This window comes from Polaribacter butkevichii, assembly GCF_038024105.1.
Lineage (GTDB): Bacteria > Bacteroidota > Bacteroidia > Flavobacteriales > Flavobacteriaceae > Polaribacter > Polaribacter butkevichii.
Window position 1 is genome coordinate 1,789,190 of record NZ_CP150661.1, and the last position, 11,999, is coordinate 1,801,188.

The following is an 11,999-nucleotide window of genomic DNA, read 5'->3' on the forward strand; positions in this document are numbered from 1 at the left end:
ACTCTCTAAAAACAAAAAAAGAGAAAACTCTATTTAAGACAATCCAGAAATAACACCATCATTATCAATTGTCATATTTTCTGATGCTGGAATAGTTGGCAACCCAGGCATTCTCATCATTTTTCCTAAAATAGGAATAACAAACTGTGCTCCTGCCGCAATTTCAATTTCTCTAACAGTTACCGTAAAACCTTCTGGCCTACCAATTAACGTTTGATTGTCTGAAAATGATTTTTGTGTTTTAGCCATACAAATAGCAAAATCATTAAACCCTAATCTATCAATTCTTCTTAAATTTAATTGTGCCAACTTACTATACTCCACCGCTACTGCTCCATAAATTTCTTTAGCTATGATTTCTATTTTATCCTTTATTGGGCTTTTCCAATCATATAAAGGTTTAAATTGACTTGCTTTATTTTTAACAATATTTACAACAGCTTTTGCTAAATTGATTGTCCCCTTTCCTCCTTTTGCCCATCCTTCAGCCAAAACAGCTTCAACACCTAAACTTGCACATTTATCTATTACAAAATTAACCTCCTCGTTAGTATCGGAAGTAAACGAATTAATCGCCACTACAGGCTCTATATGGAACTTTCTAATATTTTCTATGTGCTTTTCTAGATTTTTAAACCCTTCTATCACCTTTTCTAAATCTGGCGTATTGTATGCTTCTTTTTTAGCACCTCCATGATGACGTAAAGCTCTAATTGTTGCAACCAAAACCACACATTTAGGATTCAATTTTGCAAAAGTAGATTTAATATTTAAAAACTTTTCCGCCCCCAAATCTGCACCAAAACCAGCTTCTGTTACCACATAATTAGACAAAGACAACCCCATTTTTGTAGCTATTATTGTATTGGTTCCTTGTGCAATGTTTGCAAAAGGTCCGCCATGAATAATTGCTGGATTCCCTTCTAACGTTTGTACAAGGTTAGGTTTAATAGCCTCTTTAAGCAAAATAGCCATGGCATTTTCTGCTTTTAAATCACGTGCAAAAACGGGTTTATTATCAAAAGTAAATCCTATAAAAATATCGCCCAAACGTTTTTTTAGATTTTCTAAATCAGACGCCATACATAAAATAGCCATCACTTCAGAAGCCGGTGTAATATTAAAACCATCTTGTCTTGGCACACCATTAGAAGTCCCTCCAAGCCCTATCGTTATATCTCGCAGCGCTCTATCATTCATATCAATAACCCTTTTCCAAAGAATAGTTCTAGGATCTATATTTAAGTTATTGGTTTTACTCTGTATATTATTATCAATTAAAGCAGACAATAAGTTATTTGCTTTTTCTACCGCATTAAAATCACCTATAAAATGCAAATTGATATCTTCCATAGGTATTACCTGAGAATATCCTCCACCAGCAGCTCCACCTTTCATACCAAAAACAGGCCCTAAAGAAGGCTCTCTTAAAACCACTGTTGCTTGTTTTCCTATTTTATTCAACCCTTCGGTTAAACCAATAGAAACCGTTGTTTTTCCCTCACCAGCAGGAGTTGGTGTTAAAGCCGTCACCAATACTAAATTATTATGAGCCACTTTTTCATCATCAATTAAAGATAAAGGTAGTTTTGCTTTATATTTCCCATACATTTCCAATTCATCATCATCTACACTTAATTTTTGAGCAATTTTTGTAATATGTTGAATGGTATTTGCTTGTGCAATTTGAATATCGGTTAAATGTGTCATATTTATAATTTACGCCTCGTTACATTATCAATTTCAGTGATTAAATATAATCAATTTTAAAACTTTATAAAAATAGAATGTTTTTATATTAAAAAATTACAGATAACACAATTAACTAAAAAATTTTTATGTTAAAATAAGATGCTTTATTTGAGAAGTAGAAAGCAATCTTTTTTATATATTTGACACATGCAAGCAAAATGGTACTTTGGTACTTTATTTTTATTATTCATTTACTTCGGAGCATTCCAAGATCAGGTTTCTATACCTAATCAAGAAATTGCTTTAGAATTTGTTGACTCTAAAACAAACGATAAGGATATAGAAAACACTATTGCAAACGTAAAAGAAAAACTATTAAAAGTAGGTGTTGCAAATATAACCATCAACAAAACCCAAAAAGGTACTTTAAAAATTTCTTATTATAGTACTATTACTATTGATGCTGTTAAAAAAGAACTTGTAAAGGACACTCAATTCGTTTTAAATAAAGATTCTGACAACGAAGAACAAAGTGAAAATTCTTCTAATTACAATATTGATATCTATGAATTAAAAAATCAAACGGATATTTCTAATTTAGATGATAAATTTGTATTTGAAATTAAGTATAATTCAGACAGATTTACAACTTTAGATTATTATGCTCTTGCCAAAAATGTTGACCCATACAAAACAGATCAACTTTTTAAAACAGCCTACAAAATCAGTAAAAACCATCCATTTTCTAAGGATAGAACTTCATACAAAGAACCTGAAGTTAGAGCGGGACCCAAAAACTATACCAGCTAAAAAACATATTGACTTATGTTTTTTTCATTCCCTTTAAATTAATGAGTATCACACTCATAATCACACAAAAACAATCAACAAAAATAATTGTCAGGTTATACGAGAAACTATATATTTGCTCGTTTTAAAAAAAAGTCGACAATAAAATAAAGAACATGCAAAACAAAGGACTTATTAAGTTATTCGCAATCCTTTTTGGATTAGTGAGTTTATATCAATTATCATTTACGTTTTTAGCCAATAAGGTTGAAGATGACGCAGTTAGTTATGCAGAAAGTAAAGGAGCTGATACAGATGCAAGACAAAGAGCTACTTTTGAAAGAAAGTACTTAGATAGTGTTGCCAACAAAGACATCATAAACTTAGGTATTACACAATACTCTTACAATGATGTAAAAGACAAAGAAATGAATCTTGGTCTTGATTTAAAAGGTGGTATTAATGCTATTTTACAAGTATCTGTAAAAGAAGTTTTAAAAAGTTTATCTAACGATTCTAAAAACGTAGTTTTTAACCAGGCTTTAGAAGCGGCAGATGAAGCTCAAAAAAACAGTAATGCTACATACTTAGACTTATTTTTTCAAGAATTTGAAAAAGTTGCAGGAGACACTAAATTAAGTGATCCATCTATTTTTGGAACCAAAGCTTTAAGTGAGAAAATTACTTTTAATGAAGGTAATGCTACTGTTAAAGCAACATTACAAGAAGAAATTAACAGTTCTATTGGTACTGCTTTTGAAGTATTAAGAAGTAGAATTGATAAATTTGGTGTTACACAACCTAACATTCAAAGAATTGGAAATTCTGGAAGAATTCAAATTGAATTACCAGGAGCAAAAGATATTGAGCGTGTAACTAGATTAATTACTAGTAAAGCAGAATTACAATTTTGGGAAGTATATACCAATGCAGAAATTCAAAATTTCTTTTTTACAGCAAATAGTAAAGTTGCAGAAATTTTAAAAGACAACACCGTTTTAGAAAAAGCAATCGATTCTACTAAAAAAGATGATATTGATGATTTATTAGGTGAAACAAAAGATTCTACAGACGTAAATCAAAAAAACCTTTTTACGTATTTATATCCTAATGTAGCACAATCTCAACAACAAATGAGCTCTTTAGTTGCTCAGGCTAGAGTTTTAGATACTGCTACTGTAAATAGTTTATTAAAAAGAAAAGAAGTTAGAGCTTTATTACCTAACGAATTAAAATACGTTAAATTCTTATGGGACTATAAAGCCAATAAAAGTACAGACGGAACAGAATTAATAGGATTATATGCTATTAAAGGAAACCGTAACGATAGAGCTACAATTGAAGGTGATGTAATTTTAGATGCTTCTCAAGTATTTGACCAATTAAACAAACCAGAGGTTAGTATGACTATGAATAGTTCTGGCACTAAACAATGGGCTAAAATGACTACTGATAACCAAGGTAAATTTGTAGCTGTTGTTTTAGATAACTATGTATATACAGCGCCTTCTGTAAACTTACCTATTACTGGTGGTAGAACTTCTATTTCTGGTGGAAGTATGACAATTTCTGAAGCAGAAGATATTGCTACCGTTTTAAAAGCTGGTAAATTACCCGCAGCTGCAAGAATTATTCAAGCAGAGGTTGTAGGACCATCTTTAGGTCAAGAATCTATAGATCACAGTATTCAGTCATTTGGTTTGGCTATTTTCTTAGTATTAGTTTGGATGATTTTATACTACGGTAAAGCTGGTTTATACGCAGATATTGCCTTAGCAGTAAACATCTTATTTATTTTTGGAATTTTAGCTTCTTTCAACGCTGTGTTAACATTACCTGGTATTGCAGGTATTATCTTAACCATTGGTATGTCTGTAGATGCAAACGTTATTATCTTTGAGAGGATTAAAGAAAGTTTGTCTATTAAAAAAGGATTAAAACAATCTGTAGAAGAAGGTTTCTCTATTAAAGGAGCTTTATCTGCAATTATAGATGCAAATATTACTACTCTTTTAACAGGTGTAATTTTATATGTTTTTGGTACAGGACCAATTAAAGGTTTTGCATTAACATTAATGATTGGTATTGCTACTTCTTTATTTACTGCTGTATTTATTACACGTTTATTAATTGACAGAGCTGTTGATAAAGGTGGTAACTTAACATTTAACACTTCTATCTCTAAAGGATGGTTCCAAAACATAAATGTAGAGTTCTTAAGAAAACGTAAAATTGCATACTTCATTTCTGGTGCTGTAATTCTTGCCGGAATTATTTCTATATTCTCTATCGGATTAAAACAAGGTGTAGATTTTAAAGGAGGACGTTCTTATGTTGTTCGTTTCGACCAAACAATGAACGCAACAGAAGTTGCATCTACCTTAAAAGACGCTTTTGGTACTGCTCCAGAAGTAAAAACATATGGTTCTGATCATCAATTAAAAATAACAACGGTTTATAAAATTGACGAAGAAGGACAAGATGTAGATGACCAAGTTCAAAATGCATTATTTACAGGATTAAAATCTTATTTAGGAAACACTTCTTACGAAGACTTTAAGCCAGGTTTTGAAAAAGAAGGTTCTGGTGTAATGAGCTACATGAAAGTAGAACCAACCATTGCAGATGATATTAAAACATCAGCATTGTATGCAGTTCTAGGATCTTTATTAGTAGTTTTCTTATACATATTATTACGTTTTAGAAAGGTATCTTTCTCTATTGGTGCTGTAGTTGCAGTTTTCCATGATGTTTTAATTGTATTAGGTGTATTCTCTATTACTTACAACTTTATGCCTTTTGATATGGAAGTTGGACAATCTTTTATTGCAGCAATTCTAACGGTGGTCGGTTACTCTCTAAATGATACGGTGGTAATTTTTGATAGAATTAGAGAATTTACTGGTACACATCCTAACTGGAAATATAGTGAGGTTGTAGACAAAGCATTGAGCTCTACATTAGGGAGAACCATAAATACTTCTTTAACAACATTATTAGTAATGTTAGCAATCTTCTTATTTGGAGGAGATTCTATTAAAGGATTTATGTTCGCATTAATTGTTGGTGTAGTAGTTGGTACATATTCATCATTATTTGTGGCAACACCAGTAATGTTTGATACTTCTAAAAAAGAAGAAAAAAATAATTAAAATTATTTTAAGAGATATTAAAACCGTTTTTAATTTGTAACTATCAGATTAAAAACGGTTTTTTCATTCAACATATAGTTATTAAATTTGCAATCTAATGAGTATTATAAAACTTCAAGACTTACACTTTAAACCTTATATAGATCAGGAAGAAATTGCCGCTATTGTAAAATATTTAGCAATTCAAGTAAAAGCAGATTTGCCTAAAGGCGAAATTCCTCTTTTTGTAGGTATCCTAAATGGATGTTTTTTATTTGCTGCAGATTTTATTAGAGAATTTAACGGAAACTGCGAAGTTTCATTTGTAAAATTAGCTTCCTATAACGGAACCTCATCTACAGACAACGTAAAAGAGCTAGTTGGTATTAATGAAGACTTAACAGGAAGAACTGTAATTATATTAGAAGATATTATAGACACAGGAAATACACTTCAAGAAATTTATAATATCTTTAGAGATAAAAACGTAAAACAACTAAAAGTTGCAACGTTATTTTTTAAACCAGATGTATTTAAAAAAGAACTACCAATAGATTATGTCGGAAAAAGTATTGAAGATAAATTTATTGTTGGTTACGGATTAGATTACAATGGTTTGGGTAGAAATTACCCAGCAATTTATCAATTATCAACACAACCCAAAATGAAAAACATCGTATTATTTGGCCCTCCAGGAGCAGGAAAAGGAACACAAGCAGAATTTTTAAAAGACATGTACAACTTGGTACATATCTCTACCGGAGATGTATTCCGTTTTAATATTAAAAACCAAACAGAATTAGGGTTATTAGCTAAAAAATATATGGATGAAGGAGATTTAGTTCCGGATGAAGTAACTATTAATATGCTAAAAGCAGAAGTAGAAAAAAATGCAGATGCTAATGGTTTTATCTTTGATGGTTTTCCTAGAACAGAGTCTCAAGCAAAAGCTTTAGATACTTTTTTAGCTGAAAAAGGAGAACAAATAAACGGTATGGTTGCTTTAGAAGTACCAGAAGATGCTTTGGTAACTCGTTTATTAGAAAGAGGAAAAACAAGTGGTAGAACAGACGATACTGATGAAAGTAAAATTAGAAATCGTTTTAACGAATACAATACAAAAACAGCTATTTTAAAGGATTATTTTGACGCTCAAGATAAATACTACGGAATTAACGGTGTAGGTTCTATTGATGAAATTACACAACGTATTGCTAAAGTATTTGATACTTTATAAACCGTTTAACTGTTAAATTGTGTAAAAGTTTAATAGGTAAACTAAAATTAATTACACGCTTAAACAACAATTATGACTGAAGGAAATTTTGTCGATTACATAAAAATCTATGCTTCTTCTGGTAAAGGAGGCCAAGGTTCTATGCACTTGCATAGAGAGAAGTATATTACCAAAGGTGGACCCGATGGTGGAGATGGTGGACGTGGAGGACACATTATTTTACGCGGTGATAAAAATATGTGGACCTTGTTTCACTTAAAGTTTAAACGTCATTTTAGAGCAGCTAGTGGTGGTGGCGGAAGCGCTAGTAGAAGTTCTGGTGCAGATGCAGAAGATATTTATATTGATGTTCCTTTAGGGACTATTATAAAAGATGCAGATACAGATGAAGTAATTGTTGAAGTTACAGAGCACCAAAAAGAAATAATTTTATTACGCGGAGGAAAAGGAGGTCTAGGAAACTGGAACTTTAAATCATCTACCAATCAAACACCAAGATACGCACAACCTGGTATGGATGGTTTTGATGGTTGGTTTAGAATGGAGTTAAAGTTATTAGCAGATGTTGGTTTAGTTGGTTTCCCAAATGCTGGAAAATCTACTTTATTATCTGTTTTGACTTCTGCAAAACCAAAAATTGCAGATTATGCATTTACAACGCTAAAACCTAACTTAGGTATTGTAGAACATAGAAATCATCAAACATTTGTAATTGCAGATATTCCTGGAATTATAGAAGGTGCTGCAGAAGGAAAAGGTTTAGGACATCGTTTTTTACGTCATATAGAACGTAATTCTGCTTTGTTATTCTTAGTTCCTGCAGATAGTGATGATATTAATAAAGAATACGAAATTCTTTTAAATGAGCTTAAAAAACACAATCCAGAATTATTAGACAAAGACAGGTTACTGGCTATTTCTAAAACGGATATGTTAGATGAAGAATTAAAAGCAGAAATAAAAGCAGATTTACCTAAAGGTGTAGAAACCATCTTTATATCATCTGTAGCTGAAATTGGTTTACAAGAATTAAAAGATAAACTTTGGGCAATGTTAAACCAAACAGTGTCATAGTAAAAATTATTTTTTAAGAAGTTAAATTTAGAATCTACATATAGATTAAAAGGTTGTAATTCATGTATTTAGCATTAATTATAACCTTTTTTTTCATGGTAAAATTAGAAAAGAATAATAGATTACTTAATACTTACAGAAAACAAAAAGAACCTTTTTATATATAAAAAGGTTCTTTTTTTACTTGAAAAAAATTGGGGGAACTAAATATTTAAAAATCATACCACTGAGCAAGCATTGTAGTATCATCAACAGGTATTAAACCAAATGTATTTTGATTTGCATTTAAATTTTCTTTTTTCTGTATATAAAAACCACTATCTCTAAATAAGAACTCTAACAATGGTAATGCTCCGCTTCTTCTACTGGTATTAACAGGTACTGTTTCTAAAAGTTTGACAATTTTATTACCAATAGTTGTTTCTGTAATAGTATATGTACAAGGAAATCTCAAAGAAAATTCATTAGCCCCAGAAAAATAATAAATGTGTACATAAGGAGCTGTATCTAAATTTCGAATATAAACTCTAGAGATTCTACGCCCAGACTGAGTATCTATAAAATGTTGTACAAAATCATTAAAGAAATTTACAAAAGGCTCACTAGATTGGTCTATAGATGTAAAGTCACTATTTGTTCTTAAAACTCTAATACTATTATTACCACTCGGCTCATTTCCAAAATCATAAAAAGGTAATAAAAAATTTAACTCATCAGCATAATTTAAAGTCAATTTAACACCATCAACCTCTGCCACAAATTCATCACTTTCTACATTATAAACAAACTCGTTTAAAGTTACATTGTCTATTTCTAAAGCAGGACTAATAATAAACCCCGTAGGTGTAGGTGCAACGCCAAAGCTAAGATCTGTTTTCTCAGCATCTTTTGTTATTGCTGTAACGGTAGCAAATCTTCTAGCATCGTTAAAAGAAAAACTATATAAAGTAGTTTTACCACCACTTTCTAAAGTTAAGTTTCTAAAAACAGATTTTAATGGATCTATTGGAATATTGGTTTCTAACATTGATCTGTTTTGAGTTGTTAAACCAGCCCAATCTTCTTTAGATGCTTTAGAAAAACGGATGATAATATCTCTGTCTCTATTAGATTTAAAAAGAATATCTTCTCCGTCTGTTTTAAAGTATAAAAACTCGAAACTACCTTTATAACCTTGCCCTCTAAGGTCATCATCAGGATAATTATTTGAATCTGATAGCTCATGAATTACATTTTTTGTTGTAAAAGTAAGCTTAATGGTAGACCCCAATGTAATATCATACAAACTAGCTGTAGAAACGTCTGGTGTTCCAAAATCAGAATCCATAATAACTTCTGAATCACTTATAAAATCGAATAAAAAAGTAAAACCACCTAGTTCTGTATCATCTGTAAAATAAGTTGTTTTCCAACCATTTTCTGAGCTTTGTAGAGATGTTTTTAACTCGGATATGCTCTTTTCAATTCTAACTGTTGGTACATCATCAAACAACAGTTCTGGATCACTATTATCTTGACAGCTGTTAAACACTACAAGACAAAAAGCTAAAATTAATTGATATTTATTTATTTTAAATTTTTTCATGTTATTTGTTTTATTTAATTGCTTCTAAAATATTATCTGTAGCTAATTGCTGTAACTCATATAAATCTATATTAAAAGATTTCTTAAAGTACTCTGCAACAATTGCCTCTTTTGCTTTTATAAGCGCAATAGCATTATCTGCTTGTGGAGTTGCTGTTACGGTAGCGGCTTGTGTTGCAGCATCTTTTTCTGCTTGCGAAGCACTACTACCTAAATTGTCTAAAGCATTAGAAACCGCATTAGATATAATTCTACGTTTAATATTGTCTAGAAGTTCTTGATATTCTGTAGCATTATTAGTAAGCATTGTTTCTACCATTTCTGCAAAATCTTCATTCTCATTTAACCTAGCATAATCGGTAATAAAACCAAGACTGTTTGCAATATCAAACCTTTCTTGTTCATCTGCAGGATTAAACCATTGTGCAGTATAACCTCCTGGTGTTATTTGTTTAAATGCTTCTTCATCATAACGCACTTGCTGATTTAAAATGTGCGTATACTCATGCTGAATAGTTCTAATAAATTCTACAACACCGTTTTTACTTTTTACATCTACTAAATCAGTTTCAAATAAAACAATGTTTTTTCCTCCTTCAGCAAAACCTAAAGTTCTTGTTCCGCTTGGGTTTAAATTTAAACCACCAACTAAAACCATTTCTCTTGGTGCAATTTTTTTTACAAAATCTTCACCACCTAACTCAGTGTAAGTATCAATCCAAACTTTTTTAACAACCTCCATAACAGGCACAACTTTATTTAAAGTTGGAGGAAATAAATACCTATTTAAATCTACTCTACCTTCATCCCATTGATAGTTAACATCAATATTATATGGATTGGTAAAATTTTCTCTTAACCACAGATCTGTAGAATTTAAATCTGGTGTTTGAGTATTTAAATTGCTATCTGTTAAAGCCTCTTCTTGTTGATTACAAGCAGTTATAATTCCTAAAAATAGTACTGTAATGTATATATATAATTTTTTCATAATTATCTAGGATTTGGTGTTAATCCAAAGTTTATTGCAGACTCTGGTATTTGTAATTGTTTTCTTAAATCTTCTTTAGCCAATTCTACATCTCTATCCTCTTTTCTATAATATCTTTTTATGGCAATGTTAAATCGTCTAACATCAAACCATCTTACCCCTTCGTGATAAAATTCTTTTTGTCTGAATTTTAAAATAGCATTAATAAAAGAAATTTGTTTATCATCTTTAAAAGAATAAAAAGGCGTTAATTCATCTTTTGTTACAGGAAACATGTTAACCACCATCTCTTCAGTTAAAACATCTGTAGCACTATCATGTCCTTCTGTTTTCTTTGATAAAAAATCATTTAAATCTTTTAAACAGTTAGTATAATCTTCTAGCATAGCATAAGCTTCTGCTCTATTTAAAAGTACTTCATCATAACCAAATAAAACCTGACTAGTAAAACCTCTACCAGTACCTGCAGATTGATTTGTTATTTTAAAATACTCATCAAACTTAGGTAAATTAAACCCTTCTACAGAACCAAAAATATCATAAGCCCAACCTTTACCAAAAGGGTTGTCTGCCTCAAATATGGCATCAGAATTTAAATTTGATAACCCATAATTAGTTCTCCAAAAATTTCTTGCCCACCAAGACATTGTAGAGCTTACAAGAATATTTGAATCTTCTAAAGAATTGCTATATTGAAGTGTTCTTTGCGAATAAGATAAATTTTGATATGCAAGTAAATCTCTTATTTGCGATTTAGGATTGGTAAGAATTTTATTGGCATAAGAAATAACCTCAACCCAATCTCCTTTATATTGATAAAACCTAGTAGCAAAAGCATTTGCAGCTGCTTTAGAAAAATGAAATTTAGCATTTTTTTCTCTATCTTGTATTAAATCCATTCCCTCTAATAAATCTTTCTCTACCAAATCATACACTTCTGCAACTGTATTTCTAGTATAACTTTGTATTAAAGCCGTTTCTGGTTCTGTTACATAAGGAATTCCTAAATCTGATTCTGAAGTAGTTGGATTATAATGTTTACCCCAAAAATTAACTAACATAAAATGTGCATATGCTCTTGCTAGCAAAGCTTCTCCTTTTTGCGCATCTAAATTAGATTGTCCTTCTAATTCTTTTATAGAAGCTAAAGCTTGGTTAGCTTGTGCAATTGCTTCATAAGTATTAGACCAAAAAAATGTTGGTGTATCTTGGTCATCAGCTAAACTAGTACTCCAAGTAAACATTTGTTCTCCAAGAAAAACATTTATGTAACTTCTTATATTTGATCTAGAAGTAGCATTGTCTGACATTATTTCTGCCATTAATTGATAATTTCCTTCTGAATAAGCACCGGTAACTAAACCACTTATTTTTTCTGGAGAATCTATTTCTGCTCTATTATCTGGTAATTCAGATAAATAATCATCACAACTAATTATTAAAAATAAAAATATAATTGTGGTTATTTTTAAAATATTTGTCTGTATTTTTTTCATTATA

8 protein-coding genes are annotated in these 11,999 nt (G+C 30.6%); 4 read left to right on the plus strand and 4 right to left on the minus strand.

Annotation, left to right across the window (positions count from 1 at the left end; translation table 11 throughout):
- Positions 1-33: 33 nt before the first annotated feature.
- Positions 34-1,710, minus strand: coding sequence for a formate--tetrahydrofolate ligase (locus WG951_RS07540; protein ID WP_105050375.1), 1,677 nt, complete (start codon positions 1,708-1,710; stop codon positions 34-36).
- A 189-nt stretch (positions 1,711-1,899) separates the two neighbouring features.
- Here WG951_RS07540 and WG951_RS07545 point away from each other — a divergent pair, with 189 nt between their 5' ends.
- From WG951_RS07545 to obgE, 4 genes are all read left to right on the plus strand, one after another.
- Positions 1,900-2,502, plus strand: a complete 603-nt coding sequence (locus WG951_RS07545; protein WP_105050374.1) for a hypothetical protein — start codon at positions 1,900-1,902, stop codon at positions 2,500-2,502.
- A 155-nt stretch (positions 2,503-2,657) separates the two neighbouring features.
- On the plus strand, positions 2,658-5,633 hold the full coding sequence (gene secDF, locus WG951_RS07550) for a protein translocase subunit SecDF (RefSeq protein ID WP_105050373.1): 2,976 nt from the start codon (positions 2,658-2,660) through the stop codon (positions 5,631-5,633).
- A gap of 97 nt (positions 5,634-5,730) precedes the next feature.
- Positions 5,731-6,849, plus strand: coding sequence for an adenylate kinase (locus WG951_RS07555; protein ID WP_105050372.1), 1,119 nt, complete (start codon positions 5,731-5,733; stop codon positions 6,847-6,849).
- Between the two features lie 72 nt (positions 6,850-6,921).
- The gene (gene obgE, locus WG951_RS07560) at positions 6,922-7,923 is read left to right on the plus strand and encodes a GTPase ObgE (protein WP_105050371.1); all 1,002 of its coding nucleotides are present in this window, start codon (positions 6,922-6,924) and stop codon (positions 7,921-7,923) included.
- Between the two features lie 211 nt (positions 7,924-8,134).
- Here obgE and WG951_RS07565 read toward each other — a convergent pair whose 3' ends face one another.
- The 3 genes from WG951_RS07565 to WG951_RS07575 are packed head-to-tail and all read right to left on the minus strand — an operon-like array spanning position 8,135 to position 11,995.
- Positions 8,135-9,508, minus strand: a complete 1,374-nt coding sequence (locus WG951_RS07565) for a DUF4302 domain-containing protein (RefSeq protein WP_105050370.1) — start codon at positions 9,506-9,508, stop codon at positions 8,135-8,137.
- Positions 9,509-9,518: 10 nt separating this feature from the next.
- Complete coding sequence (locus WG951_RS07570) at positions 9,519-10,499, minus strand: substrate import-associated zinc metallohydrolase lipoprotein (protein WP_105050369.1); 981 nt, start codon at positions 10,497-10,499, stop codon at positions 9,519-9,521.
- A 2-nt stretch (positions 10,500-10,501) separates the two neighbouring features.
- Positions 10,502-11,995, minus strand: a complete 1,494-nt coding sequence (locus WG951_RS07575; protein WP_105050368.1) for a RagB/SusD family nutrient uptake outer membrane protein — start codon at positions 11,993-11,995, stop codon at positions 10,502-10,504.
- Positions 11,996-11,999: the final 4 nt, after the last annotated feature.

What these genes read in the sequence shown, in the direction of transcription:
- WG951_RS07540 (WP_105050375.1), bottom strand. Translation starts at nt 1,710, where the DNA reads ATGACACATTTAACCGATATTCAAATTGCACAAGCAAATACCATTCAA.
- WG951_RS07545 (WP_105050374.1), top strand. Translation starts at nt 1,900, where the DNA reads ATGCAAGCAAAATGGTACTTTGGTACTTTATTTTTATTATTCATTTAC.
- secDF (WP_105050373.1), top strand. Translation starts at nt 2,658, where the DNA reads ATGCAAAACAAAGGACTTATTAAGTTATTCGCAATCCTTTTTGGATTA.
- WG951_RS07555 (WP_105050372.1), top strand. Translation starts at nt 5,731, where the DNA reads ATGAGTATTATAAAACTTCAAGACTTACACTTTAAACCTTATATAGAT.
- obgE (WP_105050371.1), top strand. Translation starts at nt 6,922, where the DNA reads ATGACTGAAGGAAATTTTGTCGATTACATAAAAATCTATGCTTCTTCT.
- WG951_RS07565 (WP_105050370.1), bottom strand. Translation starts at nt 9,508, where the DNA reads ATGAAAAAATTTAAAATAAATAAATATCAATTAATTTTAGCTTTTTGT.
- WG951_RS07570 (WP_105050369.1), bottom strand. Translation starts at nt 10,499, where the DNA reads ATGAAAAAATTATATATATACATTACAGTACTATTTTTAGGAATTATA.
- WG951_RS07575 (WP_105050368.1), bottom strand. Translation starts at nt 11,995, where the DNA reads ATGAAAAAAATACAGACAAATATTTTAAAAATAACCACAATTATATTT.